Origin of the sequence: Butyricimonas muris, assembly GCF_046365375.1 — a bacterium.
Lineage (GTDB): Bacteria > Bacteroidota > Bacteroidia > Bacteroidales > Marinifilaceae > Butyricimonas > Butyricimonas muris.
Genome location: NZ_JBKEIT010000002.1, coordinates 331,384 through 358,248, shown reverse-complemented (window position 1 = coordinate 358,248; position 26,865 = coordinate 331,384). Strand labels below are relative to the sequence as shown.

At 42.6% G+C, this 26,865-nt stretch carries 29 protein-coding genes and 1 tRNA gene; 14 read left to right on the top strand and 16 right to left on the bottom strand.

The window, feature by feature from the left end; genetic code table 11:
• Positions 1 to 6: 6 nt before the first annotated feature.
• The 14 genes from rpoB to ACK8P8_RS04415 form a co-directional block, all read right to left on the bottom strand.
• Positions 7 to 3,819 (bottom strand): DNA-directed RNA polymerase subunit beta, encoded by a 3,813-nt coding sequence (gene rpoB / locus ACK8P8_RS04480; protein WP_186976731.1) that lies wholly within the window; start codon positions 3,817 to 3,819, stop codon positions 7 to 9.
• 93 nt (positions 3,820 to 3,912) lie between these two features.
• Positions 3,913 to 4,287: a 50S ribosomal protein L7/L12 gene (gene rplL / locus ACK8P8_RS04475; RefSeq protein ID WP_186976733.1), complete on the bottom strand. Its 375-nt coding sequence runs from the start codon at positions 4,285 to 4,287 to the stop codon at positions 3,913 to 3,915.
• 42 nt (positions 4,288 to 4,329) lie between these two features.
• Positions 4,330 to 4,848, bottom strand: coding sequence for a 50S ribosomal protein L10 (gene rplJ, locus ACK8P8_RS04470; RefSeq protein WP_186976735.1), 519 nt, complete (start codon positions 4,846 to 4,848; stop codon positions 4,330 to 4,332).
• A 29-nt stretch (positions 4,849 to 4,877) separates the two neighbouring features.
• On the bottom strand, positions 4,878 to 5,573 hold the full coding sequence (gene rplA, locus ACK8P8_RS04465) for a 50S ribosomal protein L1 (protein WP_186976737.1): 696 nt from the start codon (positions 5,571 to 5,573) through the stop codon (positions 4,878 to 4,880).
• Positions 5,574 to 5,597: 24 nt separating this feature from the next.
• Positions 5,598 to 6,035, bottom strand: a complete 438-nt coding sequence (gene rplK, locus ACK8P8_RS04460) for a 50S ribosomal protein L11 (protein ID WP_099290547.1) — start codon at positions 6,033 to 6,035, stop codon at positions 5,598 to 5,600.
• A 23-nt stretch (positions 6,036 to 6,058) separates the two neighbouring features.
• Positions 6,059 to 6,607, bottom strand: coding sequence for a transcription termination/antitermination protein NusG (gene nusG, locus ACK8P8_RS04455; RefSeq protein WP_186976739.1), 549 nt, complete (start codon positions 6,605 to 6,607; stop codon positions 6,059 to 6,061).
• A gap of 18 nt (positions 6,608 to 6,625) precedes the next feature.
• Entirely contained in the window at positions 6,626 to 6,817 is a 192-nt protein-coding gene (gene secE, locus ACK8P8_RS04450) for a preprotein translocase subunit SecE (protein ID WP_099290549.1), read from the bottom strand.
• A gap of 19 nt (positions 6,818 to 6,836) precedes the next feature.
• Positions 6,837 to 6,909, bottom strand: a tRNA-Trp gene (locus ACK8P8_RS04445).
• A gap of 97 nt (positions 6,910 to 7,006) precedes the next feature.
• Positions 7,007 to 8,194: an elongation factor Tu gene (tuf, locus tag ACK8P8_RS04440; protein ID WP_186976741.1), complete on the bottom strand. Its 1,188-nt coding sequence runs from the start codon at positions 8,192 to 8,194 to the stop codon at positions 7,007 to 7,009.
• Between the two features lie 171 nt (positions 8,195 to 8,365).
• A complete protein-coding gene (hpf, locus tag ACK8P8_RS04435) occupies positions 8,366 to 8,662 on the bottom strand; it encodes a ribosome hibernation-promoting factor, HPF/YfiA family (RefSeq protein WP_186976743.1) in 297 nt (98 codons plus the stop codon).
• 18 nt (positions 8,663 to 8,680) lie between these two features.
• Complete coding sequence (locus ACK8P8_RS04430) at positions 8,681 to 9,592, bottom strand: tyrosine-type recombinase/integrase (protein WP_303182348.1); 912 nt, start codon at positions 9,590 to 9,592, stop codon at positions 8,681 to 8,683.
• A gap of 70 nt (positions 9,593 to 9,662) precedes the next feature.
• Positions 9,663 to 9,854 carry a 30S ribosomal protein S21 gene (rpsU, locus tag ACK8P8_RS04425; RefSeq protein ID WP_018339628.1) on the bottom strand — a complete coding sequence of 64 codons (192 nt, stop codon included), beginning with the start codon at positions 9,852 to 9,854 and terminating at the stop codon, positions 9,663 to 9,665.
• A 545-nt stretch (positions 9,855 to 10,399) separates the two neighbouring features.
• Entirely contained in the window at positions 10,400 to 10,678 is a 279-nt protein-coding gene (locus tag ACK8P8_RS04420; RefSeq protein ID WP_099290554.1) for a tetratricopeptide repeat protein, read from the bottom strand.
• Positions 10,679 to 10,756: 78 nt separating this feature from the next.
• On the bottom strand, positions 10,757 to 12,430 hold the full coding sequence (locus ACK8P8_RS04415; RefSeq protein ID WP_369859303.1) for a M23 family metallopeptidase: 1,674 nt from the start codon (positions 12,428 to 12,430) through the stop codon (positions 10,757 to 10,759).
• Positions 12,431 to 12,518: 88 nt separating this feature from the next.
• On the opposite strand from ACK8P8_RS04415, the gene ACK8P8_RS04410 reads away from it, so the two are divergent.
• From ACK8P8_RS04410 to rny, 3 genes are all read left to right on the top strand, one after another.
• On the top strand, positions 12,519 to 12,809 hold the full coding sequence (locus ACK8P8_RS04410; RefSeq protein ID WP_099290556.1) for a coiled-coil domain-containing protein: 291 nt from the start codon (positions 12,519 to 12,521) through the stop codon (positions 12,807 to 12,809).
• 2 nt (positions 12,810 to 12,811) lie between these two features.
• A complete protein-coding gene (locus ACK8P8_RS04405) occupies positions 12,812 to 13,099 on the top strand; it encodes a cell division protein ZapA (RefSeq protein ID WP_099290557.1) in 288 nt (95 codons plus the stop codon).
• Positions 13,100 to 13,375: 276 nt separating this feature from the next.
• Positions 13,376 to 14,911 (top strand): ribonuclease Y, encoded by a 1,536-nt coding sequence (rny, locus tag ACK8P8_RS04400; RefSeq protein ID WP_099290558.1) that lies wholly within the window; start codon positions 13,376 to 13,378, stop codon positions 14,909 to 14,911.
• A 90-nt stretch (positions 14,912 to 15,001) separates the two neighbouring features.
• Here the strand turns inward: rny and ACK8P8_RS04395 are convergent, their stop codons facing one another.
• Complete coding sequence (locus ACK8P8_RS04395) at positions 15,002 to 15,550, bottom strand: hypothetical protein (protein ID WP_369859304.1); 549 nt, start codon at positions 15,548 to 15,550, stop codon at positions 15,002 to 15,004.
• Positions 15,551 to 15,569: 19 nt separating this feature from the next.
• Entirely contained in the window at positions 15,570 to 17,009 is a 1,440-nt protein-coding gene (locus ACK8P8_RS04390; RefSeq protein WP_369859305.1) for a hypothetical protein, read from the bottom strand.
• A 486-nt stretch (positions 17,010 to 17,495) separates the two neighbouring features.
• Between ACK8P8_RS04390 and ACK8P8_RS04385 the strand changes: the two genes are divergently transcribed.
• The 11 genes from ACK8P8_RS04385 to ACK8P8_RS04335 all read left to right on the top strand — a co-directional run bounded on the left by ACK8P8_RS04385 (position 17,496) and on the right by ACK8P8_RS04335 (position 26,712).
• A complete protein-coding gene (locus tag ACK8P8_RS04385) occupies positions 17,496 to 18,080 on the top strand; it encodes a type II toxin-antitoxin system antitoxin SocA domain-containing protein (protein ID WP_292268482.1) in 585 nt (194 codons plus the stop codon).
• Entirely contained in the window at positions 18,080 to 18,520 is a 441-nt protein-coding gene (locus tag ACK8P8_RS04380) for a hypothetical protein (RefSeq protein WP_369859306.1), read from the top strand. The genes ACK8P8_RS04385 and ACK8P8_RS04380 overlap by 1 nt, the downstream gene beginning before the upstream one ends.
• Before the next feature lie 331 nt (positions 18,521 to 18,851).
• Complete coding sequence (locus tag ACK8P8_RS04375; protein WP_369859307.1) at positions 18,852 to 19,304, top strand: hypothetical protein; 453 nt, start codon at positions 18,852 to 18,854, stop codon at positions 19,302 to 19,304.
• A gap of 10 nt (positions 19,305 to 19,314) precedes the next feature.
• A complete protein-coding gene (locus ACK8P8_RS04370) occupies positions 19,315 to 19,944 on the top strand; it encodes a hypothetical protein (RefSeq protein WP_369859308.1) in 630 nt (209 codons plus the stop codon).
• A gap of 88 nt (positions 19,945 to 20,032) precedes the next feature.
• On the top strand, positions 20,033 to 20,362 hold the full coding sequence (locus tag ACK8P8_RS04365; protein ID WP_410025565.1) for a hypothetical protein: 330 nt from the start codon (positions 20,033 to 20,035) through the stop codon (positions 20,360 to 20,362).
• A 134-nt stretch (positions 20,363 to 20,496) separates the two neighbouring features.
• Positions 20,497 to 21,375, top strand: a complete 879-nt coding sequence (locus tag ACK8P8_RS04360) for a nucleoside phosphorylase (RefSeq protein WP_369859310.1) — start codon at positions 20,497 to 20,499, stop codon at positions 21,373 to 21,375.
• A gap of 15 nt (positions 21,376 to 21,390) precedes the next feature.
• Complete coding sequence (locus ACK8P8_RS04355) at positions 21,391 to 21,852, top strand: DUF4293 domain-containing protein (protein WP_099290560.1); 462 nt, start codon at positions 21,391 to 21,393, stop codon at positions 21,850 to 21,852.
• 36 nt (positions 21,853 to 21,888) lie between these two features.
• Positions 21,889 to 23,586, top strand: coding sequence for a dipeptidase (locus ACK8P8_RS04350; RefSeq protein WP_099290561.1), 1,698 nt, complete (start codon positions 21,889 to 21,891; stop codon positions 23,584 to 23,586).
• A gap of 240 nt (positions 23,587 to 23,826) precedes the next feature.
• Positions 23,827 to 24,180 (top strand): 50S ribosomal protein L19, encoded by a 354-nt coding sequence (gene rplS / locus ACK8P8_RS04345; RefSeq protein ID WP_099290562.1) that lies wholly within the window; start codon positions 23,827 to 23,829, stop codon positions 24,178 to 24,180.
• A 153-nt stretch (positions 24,181 to 24,333) separates the two neighbouring features.
• Positions 24,334 to 26,076, top strand: coding sequence for a phospho-sugar mutase (locus ACK8P8_RS04340; RefSeq protein ID WP_186976770.1), 1,743 nt, complete (start codon positions 24,334 to 24,336; stop codon positions 26,074 to 26,076).
• 249 nt (positions 26,077 to 26,325) lie between these two features.
• Entirely contained in the window at positions 26,326 to 26,712 is a 387-nt protein-coding gene (locus ACK8P8_RS04335; RefSeq protein WP_369859311.1) for a fibronectin type III domain-containing protein, read from the top strand.
• Positions 26,713 to 26,865 lie beyond the last annotated feature (153 nt).

Genomic DNA, 26,865 nt, shown 5'->3' with positions numbered 1-26,865 from the left:
TTTCCATTATATTAGGTTTACGCTCAATCCTAACCCGCGAAGCTCATGCAACAACACGTTGAAAGACTCTGGAATCCCGGGATTCGGCAGAGGTTCCCCTTTCACGATATGCTCGTAAGTCTTCGTTCTTCCCATCACGTCATCCGACTTCACTGTCAGGATTTCCTGAAGGATATGTGATGCACCGAATGCCTCGAGTGCCCAAACCTCCATCTCTCCGAAACGCTGACCTCCGAACTGAGCCTTACCTCCAAGAGGTTGTTGAGTAATCAACGAGTACGGACCGATAGAACGAGCATGCATCTTATCGTCAACCATGTGCCCCAACTTCAACATGTAGATCACCCCCACGGTTGCCGGCTGGTCGAAACGTTCTCCCGTTCCCCCGTCATACAAGTACGTGGTACCGAATCTGGGTACACCGGCTTCGTCCGTGTACTTATTGATATCTTCAAGAGTTGCACCATCGAAAATAGGAGTAGCGAACTTCACTCCCAAGTTCTTACCTGCCCAACCCAATACGGTTTCGAATACCTGTCCCAAGTTCATACGGGAAGGCACACCCAACGGGTTCAAACAAATATCAACCGGAGTTCCGTCAGCCAAGAACGGCATATCTTCCACTCTTACCACGCGGGATACGATACCCTTGTTACCGTGACGTCCTGCCATCTTATCACCGATTTGCAATTTACGTTTTTTAGCCACGTAAACTTTTGCCATCTTGATGATACCCGTGGGAAGTTCGTCCCCGACAGTAGCGTTGTATTTCTTACGCTTGATCTGTCCCTCGATCTCTTTGTACTTGATGATATAGTTATGCAACAAGTCGCGGATCATATCATTCTTCTGCTTGTCTGTCGTCCACTTGTTCGGGTTAATCTGCAAGAAATCCATATTCTGCAGCATCTTGTACGAGAACTTCACGCCTTTCGGAACAATATCCTCGTTCAAATAATTCTTCACGCCTTGTGAAGTCTTACCGTTCACCAGTTCGAACAACTTATCGATCAACAGAGAAGTAAGATCACCTACTTTACGTTGGAACTGCTCGTCTAACTCTGCCAGTATATTCTTTCCGGCAGCTTTAGTCTTGCGGTCGCTGATCGTGCGTTGGAACAGCTTCTTGTCGATAATCACACCCTTCAAAGACGGGGAAGCCTTCAAAGAAGCATCTTTCACGTCACCGGCTTTGTCACCGAAGATGGCTCTCAACAACTTTTCTTCCGGACTCGGGTCAGACTCACCTTTCGGGGTAATCTTACCGATCAAGATATCTCCCGGCTGTACACGAGCTCCGACACGAATGATTCCGTTTTCATCCAGATCTTTCGTTGCCTCTTCACTCACGTTCGGGATATCGGCCGTCAACTCCTCAAGACCGCGTTTCGTTTCACGCACTTCCAAAGAATACTCGTCCACGTGAACAGAAGTGAACACGTCATTCCGAACAATATTTTCGGAGATCACGATAGCATCCTCGTAGTTGTACCCCTTCCAAGGCATGAATGCCACTTTCAGGTTACGCCCGAGAGCCAACTCACCCTTCTGGGAAGAGTAACCTTCCGTCAGAATCTGTCCTTCTTCTACACGCTCGCCTTTTCTCACGATCGGCTTCAACGTGATTGTCGTACTTTGGTTAGTACGTTGATATTTCGGCAAATAATACTCTTTCGTATCCGGCTCGAAACTTACAAAAGCCTCTTCTTCCGTGCGGTCATACTTGATCACGATCTTGCGCCCGTCCACGAAACTAACCACACCCGGACCTTCAGCAACGATCTGTGTTCTGGAATCCTTGATCAAGTTAGCTTCCAAACCGGTACCCACGATCGGGGATTCCGGAGAAATGATCGGAACTGCCTGACGCATCATGTTAGATCCCATCAACGCGCGGTTAGCATCATCATGCTCCAAGAAGGGAATCAAAGAAGCCGCGATAGAAGCAATCTGGTTCGGGGCAACATCAATCATGTCCACCTCTTCACCCGCTGCCATCGGGAAATCGGCATCCTTTCTGGCTTTTACCCATTTATTGGTAAACTTCCCTTCTTCGTTGATCGGGGAACTAGCCTGAGCGATTACCTTTTCTTCTTCTTCTTCCGCCGAATAATATTTCACTCCTTCTTCGGACAAATCCACCACTCCGTCATTTACCTTACGGTAAGGAGTCTCGATAAACCCGAGGTCATTGATCTTGGCGTACACGCAGAGAGATGAAATCAAACCGATATTCGGTCCCTCGGGCGTTTCGATCGGACACAAACGACCATAGTGAGTGTAATGCACGTCACGCACCTCGAATCCGGCGCGATCTCTCGAAAGACCACCGGGTCCCAATGCGGACATACGTCTTTTGTGGGTTATCTCAGCCAGCGGATTCGTTTGATCCATGAACTGGGACAACGCATTCGTTCCGAAGAACGAGTTAATCACCGAAGACAAAATCTTCGAATTAATCAAGTCAACCGGGGTAAACACCTCGTTGTCGCGCACGTTCATTCTCTCGCGAATCGTACGTGCCATACGGGCCAACCCTACTCCGAATTGATTATATAATTGTTCGCCAACCGTACGTACGCGGCGGTTGCTCAAGTGGTCGATATCATCCACGTCCGTCTTGGCGTTCAACAAACGGATCAAATATTTGATGATCTCGATAATATCCTCTTTCGTCAGCACACGGATATCCGGGTCTGTCGCGAGATTCAACTTCTTGTTCAACTTGTAACGTCCCACGTCACCCAAATCGTAACGTTTGTCCGAGAAGAACAACTTATCGATCACATCGCGTGCAGTAGCCTCATCTGGCGGCTCCGAACTACGCAATTGCCTGTAAATATGCAACACGGCTTCTTTCTCTGAGTTACAGGGATCCTTTTGCAGCGTGTTATATATAATAGCATAATCAGCCAAGTTTTGCATTTCCTTGTGAAGAAGGATCGTTTTCGCGCCGGATTCGACAATTGCATCAATATGCTCAGGCTCCAGTACCGTTTCACGATCAACGATAATCTCGTTACGCTCGATAGAAACGACCTCACCGGTATCTTCATCAACGAAATCTTCAATCCAAGATTTCAAAACACGAGCAGCCAAACGTCTGCCAACGACTTTCTTCAACCCCGTACGGGAAACATTGACTTCATCTGCAAGACCGAATATCTCAAGGATATCCTTATCCGTTTCAAACCCGATCGCTCTCAAAAGAGTTGTCACGGGCAATTTTTTCTTCCGGTCGATATACGCGTACATCACGTTATTGATGTCCGTGGCGAACTCGATCCATGAACCCTTGAACGGAATAATTCTCGCGGAATAAAGCTTCGTACCATTCGCGTGGATACTTTGCCCGAAGAAAACGCCGGGAGACCTGTGTAACTGAGAAACTACCACTCGCTCTGCTCCATTGATCACGAAAGTACCCTTCGGAGTCATGTAAGGAACATTCCCTAAATATACATCCTCGATAACGGTATCAAAATCTTCATGTTCCGGGTCTGTACAGTACAACTTTAACTTCGCTTTCAAGGGTGCGCCGAAAGTCAATCCCTGACTCAGACACTCCTCGATCGTGTAGCGGGGCGGATCTATAAAATAGTCCAAAAATTCCAAAACAAAGTTGTTCCGTGTATCAGTTATAGGAAAATTTTCCTTGAAAACCGTGTAAAGGCCTTCATTCTTTCTGTTCTCAGGCGTGGTACCTAATTGAAAAAAGTCCTTGAAAGACTTCAACTGCACCTCAAGAAAATCAGGGTATTCCAGCTGATTTTTTATCGATGCAAAGCTTATTCTATTGTTTGAATTATATGAAGACATCTATTATTTTTTTTGAACCTAAACAATCATAACAACAAAATGGTTTAGAGTCCGCGTAAGACTCTAAACCTAAAAACCTACCGGTTTTATACCTTATTTAAGTTCAACTTCAGCTCCTGCTTCTTCTAATTGAGCTTTCAATGAGTTAGCTTCTTCTTTAGAAACTTTTTCTTTCAATGGAGCCGGAGCCTTGTCAACTACTTCTTTAGCTTCTTTCAAACCAAGACCGGTCAATTCTTTAACCAATTTAACTACGGCTAATTTAGCTGCACCTGCTGATTTCAAAATAACATCGAATTCAGTTTGTTCAGCTTCAGCGGCAGCACCACCGGCTGCAGGAGCAGCAACAGCCACAGCAGCAGCTGCAGGTTCAATTCCGTACTCTTCTTTTAAAATGTCAGCTAATTCTTTTACGTCTTTTACGGTAAGGTTTACTAGCTCTTCTGCAAGTTTTTTCAAATCTGCCATTTCTATTCTATTTAAAATTGTTTGTTTACTAAACTATAAAAATTATTCTTTTTCAGAAAGTGTTTTAACAACACCGGCGATCGTATTTTGTCCGGATTGCAATGCTGAAATAACATTCTGCATCGGTGATTGCAACATCGCGATGATGTCCGCGATCAACTCGTCTCTGGACTTGATACTGATCAGTGACTCAAGCTGGTCTTCACCAACATAAGTACATTCCTCTACGAAAGCACCTTTGAACAGCGGTTTGTCTTTGCCCTTGCGAAACTCTTTAATCAGTTTGGCAGGACCGTTCCCGGTATCGCTCAACATGATAGCGCTATCTCCTTTTAACACGGAGAAAAGCTCCTCGTAATTGTTGTTAGCGTTTTCCAAAGCCTTTCTCAACAAGGTATTCTTTACTTGCACCAACTTGATATTAGCGTTGAAACAAGCCCGACGTAAAGCCTGTGTGTCCACAGCGTCAAGTCCTGAAATATCACTAACATACAAATGCTTGTAAGTATTCACTTGCTCGGTTAAGGTCTCTATTACGACTTTTTTATCTTCTTTTTTCATACTACTGAAGTCCTTTTTAGATTACTACATTAATCAAGTAATGTCTTTGGTTCTACTTGAATACCGGGACTCATCGTACTTGACAGATACACGCTCTTGATATAAGTACCTTTCGCTGCAGTCGGTTTCAGTTTATTGATCACGCTCAAGAATTCTCTCGCGTTCTCCATAATCTTCTCCGGCTCGAATGTTACTTTACCAATAGAAGCGTGAATAATACCGAATTTGTCAACCTTAAAGTCGATCTTACCTGCTTTAACCTCAGTAACAGCTTTCCCGATTTCCGGGGTTACCGTACCACTCTTCGGGTTAGGCATCAATCCACGAGGACCCAAAATTCTACCAAGAGCTCCTACTTTACCCATTACAGAAGGCATCGTGATGATAATATCGATGTCGGTCCAGCCGCCTTTCAATTTCTCGATATAATCGTCCAAGCCCACGTAATCGGCTCCGGCTGCTTTAGCTTCTTCTTCCTTGTCAGGAGTACACAAAACCAAAACTCTTACTTGCTTTCCGGTACCGTGAGGTAAAGTACATACACCGCGCACCATTTGATTGGCCTTACGCGGGTCTACACCCAGTCGAACGTCCATGTCAACTGACGCATCAAACTTCGTGAAAGTTACTTCTTTCACAAGCTGTGCGGCCTCGTCGATAGAGTATACCTTTCCACCTTCGATCTTCGCTAAAGCTAACTTCTTATTTTTTGTCAGTTTACTCATTACGTTTGAAGTGTTACAAGTTCATTAAAAAGGTCTGTCACCGGTTACGGTAATACCCATACTTCTGGCGGTACCAGCTACCATACTCATTGCTTTTTCAATCTCGAAAGCGTTCAAATCTTTCATCTTGTCCGTGGCAATAGCTCTCACCTGTTCCCAAGTGATAGAAGCCACTTTCTTGCGATTGGGCTCCGCGGATCCGGATTTAAGTTTAGCAACTTCCAAAAGCTGAATAGCAACAGGAGGTTGTTTTGTAATAAAATCAAACGACTTATCACCATACACCTGTATAATTACCGGGATGATTTTGCCTGCCATCTCCTGTGTTCTAGCGTTGAATTGCTTGCAGAAGTCCATGATATTGACTCCCTTAGAACCTAACGCCGGTCCTACTGGAGGGGACGGGTTTGCAGCTCCGGCTTTAATTTGCAGCTTGATAATAGCTTCAACTTGTTTTGCCATGATTGTTTTTAATCAAATAATTGTTATTCTTTTTCTACCTGCATGAAACTCAATTCAAGTGGCGTTTTCCGTCCGAAAATCTTGACTATTACTTTCAAGCGTTTCTTGTCAGAATTCACCTCCTCTATCATGCCGGTAAAACCATTAAACGGTCCGTCAGTCACTTTAACCGACTCGCCAACGAAATAAGGAATGCTTATTTCTTCTGGTTGTTCCGCAAGTTCATCCACCGTACCGAGTATCCGGTTTACCTCCGCTTGACGCATCGGCACAGGATCTCCTCCTTTGGTTTCCCCCAGGAAGCCTATCACGTTCGTGATGTCACGAAGTATGTGGGGGATTTCTCCAACGAGCGCGGCTTCAATCAACACATAACCCGGGTAAAGGTTTCGCTCACTGCTATACTTTTTCCCGTTACGTACTTGATACACCTTCTCGGCAGGCACCAAAACCTGAGAAACGTATTCCTGAAGCCCTAAACTGGCGATTTCATTTTCGATGTACTCCTTTACCTTCTTCTCTTTACCTCCAATGGTTCGAAGTACATACCATCTTTTTTGTAGTTCAGCCATGTTAGACCCCCAAGATTATTAGTAAAACAAATTATATATACCGGTCACGATATGTCTGAACGAGAAATCCATCGCGAATATGCAAAGCGCTATGATGACGGAAGCTATCATCACGATCGTCGCACTACTTTGGAGCTCAGACCACGTAGGCCAAGTTACTTTATTCACCAGCTCATTATAAACATCTGATATATAACTCTTAACTTTCATTTGTTCTTTAATTTAGTTGCACGGGAGGAGAGGTTCGAACTCCCGACCCTCGGTTTTGGAGACCGATGCTCTACCAACTGAGCCACTCCCGTGTGTGAGTCGGCACAAGGCCGACTCGATTATTTTGGATTTATGATTTAGTGATTTCAGATTAAATCATCAATCTAAAATCGTAAATCTAAAATCTTATTAGTCTAAGATCTCAGTGATCTGACCAGCACCAACGGTTCTACCACCTTCACGGATAGCGAAACGCAAACCTACAGTACAAGCTACCGGAGTAATCAACTCAACTGTGATAGTCAAGTTATCACCGGGCATTACCATCTCGCGTCCTTCCGGAAGAGTGATTTCACCGGTAACGTCCAAAGTACGGATATAGAATTGCGGTCTGTATCTGTTATGGAACGGAGTGTGACGACCACCTTCTTCTTTCTTCAAGATGTAAACCTCAGCTTTGAATTTATCGTGCGGTTTAACAGAACCCGGTTTTGCCAATACCATACCACGTTTGATCTCGTCTTTATCAATACCGCGAAGCAACAAACCAACGTTGTCACCGGCCTGACCTTCGTCAAGAATCTTACGGAACATCTCAACACCGGTACATACGGTTTTCTTACCGTCAGCTCCCAAACCGATGATTTCCATCTCATCACCTGTGTGAATGATACCGGTTTCGATACGACCAGTAGCAACAGTTCCACGACCAGTGATAGAGAACACGTCCTCAACAGGCATCAAGAAAGGTTTATCAACGGCACGTTGCGGCAACTCGATCCAGTTGTCAACAGAGTCCATCAATTCCATTACTTTCTCTTCCCATTTAGCTTCTCCGTTCAATGCTCCAAGAGCAGAACCCAAGATCACCGGGGTATTGTCACCATCATATTGATAGAATGACAACAACTCGCGAACTTCCATCTCAACCAATTCCAACATTTCCGGGTCGTCAACCATATCCACTTTGTTCAAGAACACAACGATTCTCGGAACGTTTACCTGACGAGCCAAAAGGATGTGCTCACGCGTCTGAGGCATCGGACCATCGGTAGCGGCACAAACCAAGATAGCACCATCCATCTGAGCAGCACCGGTTACCATGTTCTTTACATAGTCGGCGTGTCCCGGACAGTCAACGTGCGCGTAGTGACGATTTGCTGTTGAATACTCTACGTGAGAAGTATTAATGGTGATACCTCTTTCTTTTTCTTCCGGAGCGTTATCGATAGAATCGAATGAACGTAATTCAGAAAGACCTTTTTTTGCTAATACCGTAGTGATAGCAGCCGTCAAAGTAGTTTTACCGTGGTCAACGTGACCGATAGTACCAATATTTACGTGTGGTTTGGACCTGTCAAAATGTTCTTTAGCCATAACTCTAAAACAATTTTATTATTAAACAATTTATCACAATAACTCTATATTCATGCAAGTAACTCGCTGTTTATCTGATTCTTGATCAAACAAGGCGAGAAATCCCATTTAATTTGGCTTGCAAATGTACAAATTAAAAATCATATCTCACAATAAATGAGATCATTTTTCTCAATTTTCTCTTTTTTCTTTCGCCTTAACTAACTGTCTCTTGAGCACATCATACAACTCATCGACAGTCTCCTCGAAAGTTTTCGCGTTCTTTTTGGCAAATACTTCCTGCCCTTTTATATCTACATGTACCTCGGTCAGTTTATTCTCGAGTTGATCATCCTTTTCCAATTTCAAGGTAACGTCAACTCCCATAATACCGTCGTGGTACTTTTCCAGCTTCGAGAATTTCTTGTTTATAAACTCTTCCAACACCGGATTAACTGAAAAACCTACAGGATTAATTCTAATTTCCATATCGTTTCCTCCTATAATTTATGCTCGCGGGTGAGCTTGTTTAAAAATCTTCAACATTTTCTCTACCGAATTATGCGTGTAAACTTGAGTGGCTGCCAGACTGGAGTGCCCCAACAATTCCTTGATACCTTGGATTGACGCCCCGTGTTCCAGCAAGTGAGTGGCAAACGAATGCCTCAACACGTGCGGACTGCGCTTTGACAATGAAGTATGTTCTGCCAACGCCGCCACCACCAAACGGTAAACGAATTGCGGGTAGATCGGCTTACCTTTATCAGTCACGAAGAACATCCCGTGTTCACGTTCCACGACTTCGGCACGCCCCTTGATATAACAAGCAATATCCTCCTCCAATTCTCTCAAGATCGGGACTTCCCGCTGTTTTCCGCCCTTACCGTGGACACGTATACAATGCCGCGACAAATCAACATCAACCAGCCGTAATCCGACAATTTCAGAACGCCTCATGCCCGTGTCGTAAGCCATCAGCAAAATCAGAAAATCTCTCAACCCATGAAAGCCTTCCTCTTTCTCCGCGTCATCCAGCGTGATCTCCATATCCTGCTCGTTCACGAAAACAGGCAATCTTTTCGGCAACTTCGGTCCCGAAATATCTTCGGCCGGATTCACCTCCATCACCCCTTCTTTCACGAGGAAACGGAAAAACGCTTTAACGCTGCTTAACTTACGCTTACCGGAAGCCGGATGCAACTTTTGTTTACCTCCTTTGTTCCTCAAAGCTCCTCTCATTTCCGCCACGACCCACTCTCTCACGAGCTTGGTCGTCATTCGGGAAAAATCCTCGTCTTCCTCGTCCATTCCACAAAAGTCGTAAAACTGACGCAAATCCGTTTTGTAAGCGACCACCGTATGAGCGGAGTAACGCTTCACGTCTTCCAAGTATTTCAAAAATAGTCCGATCTGTGTCATTTTTTATAAATAATAAGCCGTAAGCAAGTTACGCCTTTTGTTTGGAAAAACAAAGGAAGAATTCGAATTTTTATTCTTCAGCCTGTTGCAAAGATTGACGATAGGCAGCCTTCATACGAGCCACTCTGTTTCTCACAGACGGTTTCGTGAAAGCTTGACGATCTCTCAGTTCTTTAATAACACCGGTTTTCTCGAATTTTCTTTTAAATTTCTTCAACGCTCTCTCGATGTTTTCACCTTCTTTTAATGGTACAATTATCATGATTTTCTAGTATTTAAAATGAATATTTTTTTATATAACACAAAATTCGACAACACTTTATCGTGCTGTTCTCCACTAAATAATATGTATTCTTTTTAATCTCTCGATAATAATTGACCACCCCCTTTCAAGCGGATTGAAGTTTATATTTAACAATTCAAAAAACTGGCTGCAAAGATATATCAATTAATTAAGATATAAAACCCTTGCAGCCTATTTTTTTCTCGTACACAAAGAAATAATCATTCCCTTTCCTTGATTACAATACCATGAACAAGGGTAAAACTCCCATTGACCAACAGCAAAGCACCTCACCTGCTTTTCAGCAACCGGCCCCCAATACGGGATAATCGATATGCCGCCCGCGTTAAAAATACTTTTTTTATGCAAAAACGTGGGCGATAAGTGGGCAAACTGCGGGCGAAGTGTAGGCGATGCCGCCCAAAAGCCGCCTATAAGCCACCCAAAAACCGGGTAAAATCATAGAACATCCCTATCTATAGCATAGCATGACCTTACCCCCAGAATATTTATCCCTCGCTAACTCAAGGATTCAGCAAATCCTTGCAATAATAATTCAAGATGCCGTTAATCATATCCAGATAGGTCTTCGCCTTCGTGTTTTCCGGGTTTATCCGCACGACTTCATTAAAATGATTCAACGCTTGAGTGGTATCCCCCTTGGCATAATACACCACCCCCAACTCCAACAATACGGTTTCACGTTCTCCCGCACCATTCTCCAACATTTGCAAAAGCATCGCGATAGCTTCATCCCGCTGTCCGTTCTTCGCTAATTGTTTTGCCTCTTCTATATTCATCATATCGAAATTTACTTATATAATATGTATAAACTTAACAGGACTTTTTTGTCCATTTCAAAGATAGTAATTTTTGTTGAACTATTTTACATACACGTCGGTTTCAAAAATCGCTTCATTTTTCACGCCATCTTTCACGTTCAACACGAGCCGGTTTTTCCCTTTCACGAAGACCGGTTCGTTAAGACTTCCCTCGAGCAAGCGATTTTTGGCATCGTAAGTGAACAGACTCCACTTCCCGTTCACCTCCACCCGGTAAGAAGCAATTCCGGACAAATCGTCGAATACCCGGAATTGCACCCTTCGCCCTTTCACCCCCGTGTACAAAATCACCGGGGCAATCGTATCCTGCCGGATAGTGTATTCTCCCAACACACGGGTAGACGCCTCCAACCCTCCGGTGCGCCACTCGGTATTTAAAGGAGATAAACGTCCTTTTTCTTCCAACAGACAAAAGACGGATTTATCCGGAAAATCCCCTTCGACGGACAACCTTGCACTCTTCAACAAAGGATATACCCGTTCTGTCAAAGAAAAAACCTCTACCACCCCCATGCTATCCTTCTCCCTCGAGCAGACACGAGGCTTACAAATAACGGGATATGCCAATGCCCCCGCTTCCAAGCACAAAGAATAATTACCGTTCCGCAAATTATATTCCCGATCACATGTCAAAACCTCCGCCCCTTCCGGTATATCCAACCCGGCAGCCTCCTGCCGTCCCACCAATTGAAACAACACCTTGGAACGATTCCCGTTTATATCCAGCAATTCGATTGCCACGTCGACAACACTATCCTTTTGCACCCCGATAAAACCGCCTTGCCTGTTGCTCGCTCCCAGCAACCGGGACTGACAATCCCCGAAAGCCAGATACACGTATCTGCCCTCCCGGTACTGGTGAAAATCTTTTATCGTGTTTACCAGCGGGGACTGATCAAAAGACAGGCGATCCATTTTCAACTCGAAAATTTTCTCCCCGTTCGCCGATACTTCCATATCATACACCCCGAGTTTATTCCATGAATCTTTCATGAAATCATCCGCTTGCACGCCGACACCGACATTACCGGCAGGCACGCTGATTTTCCCTCCCCGGTACACCCGGCTTCCCGTGTTTTTCACTTCCACCCGACGGGTTCCGGCGTTCACTCCTTCACGAGAAAAAGTGTACACGTAAACACCCCGCACGTTAGGTCCCGTTTCATCCGCCACGGAAAGATAGTTCAAAGGATTCAGCGCATGCTCGCTTTCCGTTTCCCGCACCTCGAAATGCAAATGCGGTCCCATGGAGGAACCGGAATTACCGCTATAAGCGATCGTGTCACCCGCGCGAAAGAAAAGCTGCCGCCCCACGAGGTTCTCGTCAATGGCAAACGATTCCTTATTATATTGTATCTCCCGTACCACTTTCGCCACCCGGGGCACGAAACGGCTCAAATGCCCGTACACGGTAGTGATTCCTCCCTCGTGCTCGATATACAAGGCATTCCCGTATCCCGTGGGGGACACCTTGACACGGGCGACCATCCCGTCCTTCACGCAGATCACGGGCAGCCCTTCACGTCCCCCGGTCTTAAAATCGAGCCCCGAATGCAGGTGCGTGGCACGCAATTCTCCAAAATTTCCGCTCAATAGCGGGGTCCCGTGCAACGGGTACAACAACCGCTCCGACTGGGCGCAAATATTTGATGATAAAACGAGTAGCGTGATTCCCGACAACAGAATCCTTCTCCACAATCTTTTCCTTTTCATAAAAAAACGATTAATTTCACCGCAAATTTAATAACACTCTTGATATTTAAAAGAAATATTTCTATCTTTGTCGTGTAAAGAATATGTTATGACAGCAAAAGACAATGCCGTTATTAACGAGCTAAACGAGAAAATTGAACGACTGATAAAACTATATATATCCTCGCTGGACAAAAACAGAGAGAAGGATACGGAAATTAAAGAACTCCGTGACCGGATCGAGCGGATGAAAAGCGAGAACATAAAATTACATGAAGAAATCAAAACATTGAAGGTGGCGACAGCTATTTCAACCGGAGAAGGAAGTACCGAGGCGAAAAGTAGAATAAGCCAACTTGTGCGGGAGATTGATAAATGTATTGCTCTTTTGAATAATTAAATATGAATGATAAACTTACTGTTACTCTAAATATAGCCGGTAGGCCTTGCGTTCTGACCATAGAGAGAGAGGAAGAAGAGGCGATCAGAAAAGCCGCCCAGCTGATTAATAGTAAGATTGCAAAATATAGGGAAAAGTATGCGAATGCCGATCCCGTCGACTTTCTAGCAGTTACCGCATTACAATTCACGGTAAAAATGTTGGAAGCCGAGAAACAAAACGACGTCGAGCCCGTATTAGAGGAAGTGAGGAAGATCAGCAACAGGCTGGACGGAGTTCTGAAAGAGTAGAATAAACAAGAGTTCTTTGAAAAGGAAATAGATATACCCGCATTATTTCGTATTTAACTGGAAAACTCAACACTTAACCAATTAGAGTGAAGCTTTGTTAGCCAAGGACAGGCCTCGACCCTTCGGGGTTCCTTCGGGACGGTGGAAGTCTGAATCTAACGGCAGCTCTACCCGTGTCTAACAGGGGTTTTTTAAAGAGAAATAGTGCGGGTTTTTTGTTTTGACAAAAAACACCAAAATAATTATATATAACAACTATAAATTCAAGTTACAAATATGATAACAACAATAATTACCGGTGTTGTTGCTTTGGTCGTGGGGTTCGTTATCGGTTATATCCTGATAAACATCACCCTCAAATACAGAAGCAAAAACATCATCAAAGAAGCGGAAGCCGAGGCGGAAGTGATCAAGAAGGACAAGATCCTGCAAGCAAAAGAAAAGTTCTTACAAATCAAGGCTGAACACGAAAAGCAGGTAAACGCCCGAAACAGCAAAATTCTTCTCACCGAGAACAAGCTGAAACAAAAAGAAGCCGAGTTGGCACGCAAAATGGAAGAATGCCAACGGAAAATAAAGGAAACGGAAACTCAACAAGAGACGCTGGAAGTGCAGAAGGAATTGTGGGAAAAGAAACACGCGGAACTGGATAAATTCAAAAAACAACAGATCGAGCAACTGGAAGCCATTTCCGGAATGTCGGCAGAACAAGCGAAAGAAAAACTGATCCAGTCCTTGAAAGACGAAGCGGAAACGGAAGCCATGTCTTACGTGAACGAAATCATGGAAGAGGCGAAGATGACGGCAAACATGGAAGCGAAAAAGGTCGTGGTAAAAACGATTCAACGGGTTGCCACGGAAACCGCCACGGAAAATGCCGTATCCATATTCCACATTGATTCGGATGAAATCAAAGGACGTATCATCGGCCGCGAAGGACGTAATATCCGCGCGCTCGAAGCCGCAACCGGAGTAGAAATCATCGTGGACGACACCCCGGAAGCTATCGTTCTTTCCGGATTTGACCCGGTAAGACGTGAAATCGCTCGCCTGTCCTTGCACCAGTTGGTAACGGACGGACGTATTCACCCGGCACGTATCGAGGAAGTGGTGAACAAGGTAAAAAAACAGATAGAGGAAGAAATAGTGGAAACGGGTAAACGTACCACGATTGACCTCGGCATCCACGGTCTGCACCCGGAACTAATCCGTTTGGTAGGTAAAATGAAATACCGTTCCTCATACGGACAGAACCTATTGCAACATGCCCGCGAAACCGCGAATCTTTGCGCTATCATGGCTGCCGAACTCGGTTTGAACGTGAAGAAGGCAAAACGTGCCGGACTATTGCACGATATCGGTAAAGTACCCGACGACGAGCCGGAATTACCGCACGCGATTCTCGGTATGCGTCTGGCTGAAAAATACAAGGAGAAACCGGATATTTGCAACGCTATCGGGGCCCACCACGAGGAGATCGAAATGACTACACTCATCGCTCCCATCGTTCAAGCCTGCGACGCTATTTCCGGGGCAAGACCGGGAGCAAGACGGGAAGTTGTAGAATCCTACATCAAACGTCTGAAAGAAATGGAAGACTTGGCTCTCTCATATAATGGAGTGGTGAAAACATACGCTATCCAAGCAGGCCGCGAACTCCGGGTTGTCGTGGGAAGTGAAAAGATCTCCGACACGGAAGCAGAAAAAATCTCGTACGAGATCGCCAAGAAAATTCAGGATGAAATGACTTACCCCGGACAGGTGAAAGTTACGGTAATCCGTGAAACGAGAGCTATTAATTATGCGAAATAAAGACAATATCTATAAAAGAAAAAGGATCGATTTATCTCGATCCTTTTTTCTTTTATATCCTATCCGAATTTATACATACATAAGCAAGGATTATTTCTTTTGTGGTTGCCATTCTTCCACGAAAGCTAAATATTTATCCATGTATATATTAATTGAATAAACAAAAAGAACACTCTTTCCTACTTGCACGCATCGAAACGGAGGACCATAAATAGGAATATTCATTGGATACTTTTTACGAATCTCCTTCGCTTTTTCAAATACTTCTTTCGCTTCAGATTCTGTTTTAAAACCAACTTCAACAATTCCAAATCCTTCACACCAATCACTAGACCCATCATACATATCCCCACCCAAAAGTTCCACAATAAAAACGTGATTTCTAGTAAAATCTACTCCCCCGATTTGCATCTTTTTCTTAATTTTCTCGAACACATTGCGACCTGTATACTTAGGTTTTACTCCATCGTATAGACCTTTTGATTTCAAATAATTCTCCAATTCATAAGCGTATGGCTTACATTGTTCTTTTGAAATATTAAATTTTTCTGTCACGAACTTTGCTTCTTGAGCGAACAAACATGAACTTATCGTTATCAATGCAATAAATAGCAGTAATTTAATCTTTACATTTTTCATATTTCTTATTTTTAAATTATTAATCCTTACTACGCACGAGTGGAGGCTTTGAAGCTGCTTCTACGTGTATTTTAAATTTTCCTGATGCTGCCAATGCTTGCTCCGTTTTTGCATTCGAATATAATAAAAGTTTCTGATTCAATTCCCCCATCCTACCATTACAAATTCCTACACAACCATACATATTACACCCCAGTTTCATATTTTTGGGTCCTGCGTGCAACAAATGCCCGCCAAATATCCGCCAAGCATCTCCCGCAGGGCTTTCTCCACAATATGCAGAAACGAACTCACTCACCGTATAGGTCATTTCATCCTGCAATCCTTTAACAACTGCCACATCATTTTCGTCGATTTTCACACCAAAACGTATAGCCACATAATTCTCCACAACAGTATTTCCATTATCATCTGTTGCATTCAGTACCACATTATACAAGGGAACATCATATCGTTCTCCCATCATACCTGCACGAACAACAGCCATTTCTCCAGTTGTCGTACTTTTAACCGTTAATAAGATATCTCTTATACATTCGCAAGGATCTTTGTGACAAACAGGACATTTACAGGGTCCTTGACATATAGAACAACACGTACAAGGATTTCCAGAGCATTTTCCATACGGACAATGCTGGTTATCACTCCCCCCCCCACCACCACCTGGAGCATATTCATCACGCCACTCAAACTCCCAAACCATAGCAAATTCAACATTTTCTGTATAGCCAATACTTAATATATCTGTATAGAAATTTATTACTTTCTGCTGATATAATCCATGGGCTTCCACATAAGAAATTTCATCCGCAGGAAAAATTACACAACAATGCTTATCATTACTTCTAATTTCTGCACCAGCAGATTGCATTGACTGACGAAAGACATCAGCGTATGCAATAGCACGTTCCATGGTTTCAAAATAATGCTGAGGATAAATTGTACACCATAGCACAAAACAGAACACATGTTGATGAAATGGTACCCCATCGAACCGAGATAAAGATGGATAATTTACAATTATATCCTCTTTCTCGAATTTTACAGAATATCCTTTTTCCAACCACGAGTTCAATAATTTTGAACCTAAAAGGCTTTGAATGAATTCATTATTTTTAGATTCTTCTTCAGTAATAATATTGGGTGATGTCGTTGTTAGATTTTTCCCATTTTTAATACTTACGGGATATAATGCCACACTAACAATTTCTTTATCTTTTGTTATAGGTACAATACAATAACCACCCTGTAGAAGATTATATATTAAACTTGCTTCATTGAGCTGTGGAATCCCTATTTCTTTCATTTTATCAAAATCAGTTCGCCAATTTCCATAACTTGAAATCAATTCCATGAACTGTTCTCCGGTTGAATCCAAAGACGTCATCCCTTCCAATATATCCTTTTGACATGAAAAGAATAATAATTGGATTACAATTATACAAAGAATTTTTCTCATCGTAAATCACCTCCTTTTTTATATAAAAAAACGCCATTTTCACACTAGCAATGCATTTTCCACATTATAGATAAAACCCATATATAAACAATTGCATTAAAAGAAAATATTCACATAATAAAATTCACCTCCTTTCATAATAAATCAAATCTCCCCAAATTCATACATAACAAACATAATAATAAAATCTAATAATTCAAATTATTTTTAATAAAAACACATTTTCCCAAACATACCACAACTCTTTAATCAATAGAAACAAGCAATAACGCTTGAATTAATTTTAGAATTCCCCAGCGTCACCGGCACAATCCAAAAAACCTTTTCAATTTTAAATGAAGATTCACAATAGAAGTGCAATCTTCCCTTTAAAAACGTTTCAGAAATTTGCACTTGCTTGTTGACTCTACAAAATTTACTATTGCTTTTATGTTTTTTTCTCGTATCTTTGTAGTATATTCATGACATTAATGCTAGGAGGACGAAATGATATTTTCATCATCAGAAATCGATAAATTGGGCAACACGATTATTTATTTGACGTGTAAAATACCTGATTTGAGTAAAACAAAACTATTAAAGTTGTTGTATTTACTAGAGCATTGTTCCGTGAGATTAAACAAGGTTCCTTTTATGAATTTGGAGTTTGAGGTATGGCAAGCGGGACCAGTCTCAAAAGATGTGTTTGTTGATTTGTCCAATGACGAACAATCTCTATTGAAAGATTACGTGAAAATGGAGACGAAACCGGGGATGCCGGGAACATACGTGAAACCGTTGAGAGAGTTTTGTGATGACGAATTCTCTGATAACGATATGGAGTTAATGGATTCAATCATTAAGAAATTCGGTGAGAAAACAGCAACGGAGTTAGTTTCGATATGTCATAAGGAAAATATGCCATGGTATCAAATCGCCCAAGAAAAAGGTATTTTGAATGACTTTCAGTCAGGATGTTTAACTTCTTCAGATTACAAAATTGATCTGTCAGATTTGTTAGAAGGGTGTGATAAAGATTTCTACTTGGATGTAGTAGATTTTAATAATTTTGGAAGAACATTGAAAAGATAATGCTAGAAGCGGGTAATATCTTGTACGTGTATGATTTCCAATTTAAAAATGGGAACTCGAATCGAAATAAATATTTTATCGTACTAAAGGTTGTTGACGGCGATCTTTTGGTAGCTAGCTTGCCGACGAAAGTTGACCATGTGCCGACTCAGATTCTGAAGGAACACGGGTGTTTAAATGATGATAATCTACATTTCAATTGTTATTATTTTCCCAAAGGACACGTTATTACCTGTGACACGAATTTTGGATTTCCTTTAGATACTTATGTTTATGGAGAAGAGGTAGATAATTATAGTGTTCAGAAATTCAATGACACGTATACTTATCTTGTTGATTACAAATTTATAGGCAAGATAAAGGATTCGGAATTTATGAATCTTTTGGATTGTTTAAAAAGATCAGGACAAACAAAACGCCGTATCAAACGTTTGCTTTAGAAATAAGATTGCACGAATCTATCTTTACTTATCGAAATTAAATTAAGAAAGAGTTTCAATTTGAAGCGTATCACTTAAAATTATTCCCTTTATTTCGTTAGTATTATAAAAAAAATGTTGTACATTTGTGGTGTACGTCATATACGAGGAAGTGGTGAACCTGCTTCAATTTCAGTGGCAGGCATTTTTTTGCCTGCTGCTGTTGCCGATATTCGGTTCCGCACCCCCGTGGGGAGCATTAATGTGCCCCCGGCTTCCTCGAAGTGACGTACAACGGGTCAGGCGGGACCGTTCTTTTTGGAATTCCCGGCAAAATTAATACACGATTATTATGGATGAAAATGTAAACCATGTGTCCGTGGCTGAGTTTGGTGAAGCCGGACAGGTAGAGGGACAATTGTCAATTGGAGAAAGACAAAAATTGGCAGAACATTATTCGAGCCTACTCGGAATGATGTATCCGATCGCTGCCCCGGGAATGGCAGACGAGGCAGGACTTGTGTTTCTCCAAAAGAAAACTACACATTTGATTGAGATGTTGAGCTTATTCAATCGGTCGTGGGCGAATGAAATCACTGTCATTCAAAAAGCGGTTTTTCAATATTTGGCTACAGAGGGAATTGCCAAAAAAGAACGACAACGGATTATTGACGTATGGGGAGATTGGTCAACTTTTCTGATCGATATTTCCCGGTACCGGGGATTGCTTACCCAGCACCTGCAATATTATCAGCGTCAGGTAAGCGATCTGGATAAACTATTGAAACAAGATAATTCTTTATAAGATCATTATTATGAAGAATAAAGATAAAAAATTCTCTTCGATGACAGGTGTCACGGAAAGATTTACCAGTGGCGGGTATTTACCCGATTACCTGACTGAAGACCGGTACTATCGACAGGTGTCAGAGAGCCTTAAAGCATATAATGTCAATTTGGTTTCTGACAATCCGTTGGAAACGCTCTATAATCATATCGCTCATCTTAATAACATTTTCCGTGTTCTTCGTCGCCCGTGGGGTACGGATGCAGTGGGAATCCAAAAAGCCAGCGCTTATTATCTCGCCTACGCGAAATTATCGAAGGAGGAGAGTGATGACTTTACAGACAAAATAAATGATTTTATCTCTTCCGTGTGTTATCTGTCTGAATGGTACAATTTCATCTGCCAGATGCAACATTTTTTTTGCCGGCAGGAGAAAGAACTGAAGCAGGTGCTTGAAGACCAGAAGCAAAAGCCAGTACCGCCCGATAGACCTAAAACAGCAGAAACCACTTATTGTTTGACCGTGGGTAAAAGCGAACTTTATGGCGTGACGTATAAACAGATTGAAGAACTCTACAAAATGATAAGTCTTTTCATTGAAAGGGAAAAAGCCCCTTTTGAATGCAAAACCCAGATGTACAAAGAACACCCCCATTAGTATAAGTAAAAGTATAAATTTTTATACCGATAAAGATGATTTTTTTGTCGAGTATAGTCTTTATACTTTTGAATCTCAATTGAATTGCATGTCTGCCGATCAAATGAAAAGAATAACGGAGATTATTTCGAAATTCTTGGAAAAATATGGCGAGAATGGAAAGCGGGAAGTTCATTGGGAGGTCACGGATGCTTCTTCTGATATGCCCGATGAAGAAATTTATTTCAGCATAAAAGAGGACTCCCGAAAGCATCGTTTAATGACAGATCCATATATTCGGAAACGTGTTGACAAAGAAGAGGGGCGGGAAACAGAAATTACTTACGATATTGACATTAACGAGGAAGAATCACAAGGTCTGTCGTTTCATGATTTTATATCGGTTTATCGTAAACTGGGTAAGTTTTTGAATGTATAGTGATTATTTTTTCACATGTTTGAATTGAAAAGTCGCACAGGTGAAAGAATCCCCAAACCAAATAATACCGGGCAAATGTTTGTCCGGTATTATTTGTTTTACTAAATTTGGTTGCTCAAAAAAGTAAACAGATTATGGAGCCGATAAAATCATCTGAACTAATCACGAATGAAGACGGTAGCGTCTTTCATCTTCACCTGCACCCCGGAGATTTGGCAGACCAAATCATCCTCGTGGGCGACCCGTCAAGAGTCGAAATGATCACTTCTTATTTTGATCATATTGAAATCAAAAAAAGTGACCGGGAATTCCACACGACCACCGGGCTGTACAAGGGAAGGCGAATATCCGTTATCTCCACGGGAATCGGACCTGACAATATAGATATCGTGATGAACGAACTCGATGCCCTCGTGAATATTGATTTGCAAACCAAAGAAATCAAGCCGGAGAAAAAGCGATTGAATATCGTACGCATCGGAACTTCCGGTTCCGTGCAAGCCGATGTTCCGGTTCATTCTTTCGTGATATCCGAAATGAGTTTGGGCATTGACGGGGTATTACGCTTCTACCGGGACAATGAAACGGTATGTGATACCGCTTTCGAAGACGCTTTCATCAAAGAATGTCACTGGACTCCCCTTGCCGCACGCCCTTACGTTGTAAAGGCTTCACCGGAGCTGGTAAGTAAATTGCACACGGAAGGCGTGACGGTGAAAGGCGTGACGCTCACCGCGAACGGATTTTACGGCCCGCAAGGTCGGGTGCTCCGCCTGCCGATAGAGATGCCGACGGTCAATGACGAAATTGCCCGCTTCCATTTCAACGGTCATAAAATAGTGAACTACGAGATGGAAAGCGCCGCTATTGCCGGACTCTCCGCTCTCATGGGACATCATGCTACCACGATCTGTCTGATCATAGCGAACCGGGCAAACGGGGATGCGTCCTCCAATTACAAACCTTACATGAAAAAACTTGTCGAATACACGTTAGATTCACTCGCACGTTAATTTTTAATTTTAGATATGATACAAAGAATACAAACAGTTTACCTGCTTATCATTGCCATTGTCATGGCAATACCTTTATTTGCCCCGATCGCACAAGTACTTGTACCCAACGATGCAAGTTACAATTTTTTCACTTACGGGGTGGTCATGATCGGCCAACAAACAGTACTTCAAGCAAATTACTGGGCTTTACTTATCTTGAATATTTTCATGATCGGGTTGCCCTTCGTGACGATATTCCTCTACAAGAAGCGATTCCTGCAAATCCGCTTGTGCATAGCTGAAATTATTCTTCTGTTGGGCTCCATGATATTGATGTGGTACCATATCAATCAATTCCAAAGCAAAATAGATGCAGATATCATATATAAAATAAGTTTCATACTTCCCTTGGTATGTGTGGTACTCGCGTACATGGCTATGCGGGGAATATTCAAAGACATCAAATTACTGAAGTCTTTGGACCGGATTCGATAATGAATAAATAAATCATATATAAACCAATAACTTAAAATGAGAAAAGTAAACGCCTTAATTACATTAGCATTGGTTTGTTGCACCTCTTACACGATGGCATGCACGAACTTTCTGTTCACGAAAGGATCCACGAAAGACGGATCCACGATGGTTACCTACTCCGCGGACTCTCATGTGTTGTACGGAGAACTATATCATTGGCCTGCACGGGATTGGCCAGCCGGAAGTATGCTCGACGTTTACGAGTGGGATACCGGTAAATTCATGGGCAAAATCCCTCAAGTAGCACATACATATAATGTAGTCGGTAACATGAACGAACACCAGTTGGCTATTTCCGAAACGACTTACGGCGGAAGAAAAGAACTGGAAACTCAAACCGGAGCCATTATAGATTACGGTAGTGCAATCTATATCACGTTACAACGTGCCAAAACAGCCCGCGAGGCGATCGTTGTAATGACCGACTTGATTGAAAAATACGGTTGGGCAAGTAGTGGAGAATCCATCTCTATCATCGACCCCAACGAAGTATGGATCCTTGAAATTATCGGTAAAGGAGAAGGCGAGAAAGGTGCCGTGTGGGTTGCCCGCATGGTTCCGGACGGATACGTATCGGCACATGCCAATCAAGCCCGTATCACCACGTTCCCGTTGGAAGGCAAAACTTCTATCTCTTCCGACAACATGAACAAGATCTACGACACGAACATCACCACCGTGTATGCTAAAGACGTGATCTCTTTCGCGAAAGAAAAAGGATTCTATCCCCAAGACGGTAAAAATAAAGATTTCAGTTTCTCGGATACCTACGCACCGGTAGATTTCAGCGGAGCACGTGCTTGCGAAATCCGCGTGTGGGCTTTCTTCAATGCCGTGAACCCGGATATGGGAAAATATTTCAATTACGCGAACGGGAGAGATATCAAGCGCGATGCTAAAGGATACGCCACGAACCGTATGCCGTTGTGGATCAAACCGAGCGAGAAGATAGATGTTCTTCAAGTAATGGATTTCATGCGTGACCATCTGGAAGGAACTGAATTGGATATGAGCAAGGATATGGGTGCAGGACCTTACGAATGTCCTTACAGATGGCGCCCGATGAGCTTCAAGGTCGACGGCAAGGAATATGTACACGAGAGAGCAACCGCCACTCAACAAACAGGCTTCACTTTTGTCGCTCAATGTAGAAGCTGGCTACCGGACGAGATCGGCGGTATCCTTTGGTTCGGGGTTGACGATGCGGCAAGCTCGGTATATTTCCCGATGTACTCTGCATCAACGGAAGTTCCGTTCGCGTTTGCCGAAGGTAACGGCAGCATGATGGAATTCACTAACAAGGCAGCCTTCTGGGTTTTCAATCAAGTAACGAATTTTGCTTATACCCGCTATAACTTGATTCACCCGGAAATTCGGGAGAAACAGGTCGCGCTGGAAAAACAATACGTGAATTTCGTGCAGATGATTGACGCCGGGGCAAAGGAAATGTTAGCAAAAGACAGAAAAGCAACTATCGAATTTATCACCGATTTCTCTTGCCGTACCGGAAACCAGCTCGTGGATACGTGGAGAGATTTCTACGGCTATCTGTTCTGCAAATACATGGACGGAAACGTGAAAACCGCTATCCCGGGAGAAAAGAACCCGAAAGTAGAGCAACCCGCTTTACCGGAATGGTACTTGCGTATGATTATCGAACAGACAGGCAAGAAATTGGAAGTGGTAGAATAACTACTACTTCCAATTTCGGTTGCAGGTTGCAAGTTGAGCCTACGGCTCTGCAAGTTGCAAGTTCGAGAACCTGCAACCTGTAACTTGTGAACTCGTAACAAATAAATATTCCGGCGCTATTGCACCGGAATATTTATTTTTATATCTTTGCCACTCGATTTTAAAACGTACGCAGTCTCTTACATGAAAGACAAAAGTCGTAATACTGCGTTCGATAAGTGAATTTTTAAAATAAAGACAATGGACTTAATTAAAATTGCGGAACAGGCTTTTGCACAGGAAAACAGTGTTGAAATTCCCGAATTTTCTACCGGTGACACGATCAGTGTACACTACAAGATTGTTGAAGGAAACAAAGAACGTGTCCAAATTTTCAAAGGCGTAGTTATCCAAATTAAAGGTACCGGAACCACGAAAACCTTCACGGTTCGGAAAATGTCCGGTAACGTTGGTGTAGAACGTATCATTCCTTTCAGTTCTCCTTATATTAAAGCGATCGAGGTGAACAAGAGAGGTGCTGTTCGTCAAGCCAGAATTTACTATTTCCGTAAACTTACCGGAAAGAAAGCAAAAATTAAAGAGAGAAAATTTTAATTTAAGCTTTAGCCATATAAAAAAGCCTCGTTGCAGAACGAGGCTTTTTTATTGCATTTTTCTTCTTTGAAACGTAACAATTTAATCTCAAAATCCATATTATTCATTCAGGAAAATCCTACCTTTGCAAGAAGGTAAATAAAATGATAGCTTATGGAAAACAATGACATCATAAAAGTAGCCAGAGCCAAAGCCGAAAAATGGTTGGATAAGGCTTATGACGAAGAAACACGAGTTGAAGTACAACGTCTGTTAAATAACACGGATACAACCGAACTGGTGGAATCGTTCTACAACGATCTGGAATTCGGAACCGGGGGATTGCGCGGAATCATGGGAGTCGGCACAAACCGGATGAATATTTACACGGTAGGAGCCGCCACGCAAGGTTTCTCCAACTATATCAACCAAATGTTCCCGAACGAGAAAAAAGCCGTATGTATCGGACACGACTGCCGACACAATTCCCATCTTTTCTCGGAAACCGCCGCCAATATCTTCTCGGCTAACGGAATACATGTTTACCTGTTTGAAGACCTGCGCCCCACCCCGGAAATGTCGTACGCTATCCGGGAATTAGGTTGCAAAGGGGGAGTTATTCTCACCGCCTCGCATAACCCGAAAGAATATAACGGGTACAAAGCCTACTGGGACGACGGTTCGCAACTTGTTCCCCCGCACGACAAAAACGTGATCAACGAGGTGAAAAAAGTACAAGTCACGGATATCAAATTCAAGGGTGTTCCCGAAATGATCACCATTCTCGGGAAAGACTTCGACAAGAAATACCTCGACAAAGTGAAGACATTAAGCCTTTCACCGGAGGCCATCCAAAAAGAACATGATTTAAAAATCGTCTTTACCCCGCTGCACGGCACGACCTACGAACTCGTGCCGGAATCTTTGCGCAACTGGGGATTCACGAACATCCACACCGTACCCGAACAAAGCATCCCGGACGGGGATTTCCCGACTGTGGCTTCCGCCAACCCGGAAGAACCCGCCGCATTTAAAATGGCGTTGGATCTGGCTCGCAAAATAGATGCTGACCTTACCATGGCATGTGATCCCGACGGCGACCGAATCGGTATCGCAGTCAAGGATGACAAAGAAGAATGGACTTTATTGAATGGTAATCAAACCAACATTGTATTCACGGAATACATCATCCGTAGAAAAAAAGAACTCGGATTGCTTAAAGGTGGCGAATACACCGTGAAAACGATTGTTACCACGGAATTAATCAAGGATATAGCAGAGAAAAATAATATCATTTGTTACGACGTGTACACCGGGTTCAAGTGGATTGCCGACGTGATCCGCAAAGAAGGAGGAGAGAAATTCATCGGTGGCGGCGAAGAGTCGTTCGGTTTCATGCCGGGCGCTTTCACGCGTGATAAAGACGGGGTATCAGCCACTTCACTCATGGCAGAGATTGCCGCATGGGTGAAGATGCAAAACAAAACCATCTACACGTTCTTGAAAGAAATTTACGCGAAATACGGGTTCTCGCAGGAGAGAATGATTTACATCGTGCGCAAAGGCATCACCGGGGCAGAGGAAATCAAATCCATGATGAAAGAATTCCGTCACAATACCCCGAAGAGCATTAACCATAGCGACGTTGTCCTCAAAAAGGATTACTTAACACTGGAAGCGACCGATTTGCGCACGGGTGAAAAGAAACACCTTGATTTTGAAACGACCAGCGACGTACTGCAATTCTTCCTTGCCGACGGCAGCAAGATTTCCGTACGCCCCTCCGGCACGGAACCCAAGATTAAATTCTATTTTGAAGCCCGCACCCAGATGAAAGACGTGAATGATTACGAGCGGGCACAGAAAGAGGCGAATGACCGGATTGATGACATTATCAAAGATTTAAAGATTCAGTGATTTCGTGATTCGGTGATCGCCGATTATAAGTATTAGCCGACTAATTTTTATGAATTAGTCGGCTAATATATTTTAAATAATCATTGTTCCATTTCCAATTCAATAACCAAATTTACTTTAGCCTACAAAAAATTTATTCTACAAAAGACAATTTATTCTTAAAAATCATGATAAATATTTGCCAATAGTCTAGCATTTACTTATATTTACAACGATATACTAAAAATAAAACCCTTAAAGAACAAAATTATGAAAAAAACATTTTTGAAGCCATTCGTGTTTATCTGTCTAAGTTTAGTGATTGCAACAATTGCTGTTGCTAGCGTAGTTCTTGATCCGCCTAGTCCTCCAAGAATGGTTCAAGTCAGCGACAAAACGCCTAATTCATGTATAGTAACATACCAAAAACCCGTGAACGATGGTGGAACCCCAATAATATCCTATGATATTGAATGTATGTGTTTGGATGGCGGTTCTGGCAAATGGGAAAGTAAAGGTGTTTCTACTACTCTTGAACATGAAATAAATGGTTTACAACCAGGAAGTACAATCCTAGTCCGTGTTAGCGCCTCAAATAAAGTCGGGAAAAGTGAGCCTACCATGTTAGAAAAACCTGTAGCAATTCCTCTTAAATAACAACAAGACAGTAGATGCAAAAAATTGCACCATCTAAAGTAATAGCTATTAGTATTTATTGTTAAAACTAACAATATACTAAAACGATCAAATTATTCACGGAGAGGATTCCTTTTCCTTTCCGTGTTTTTTAAATTTACTTATTTACAATAC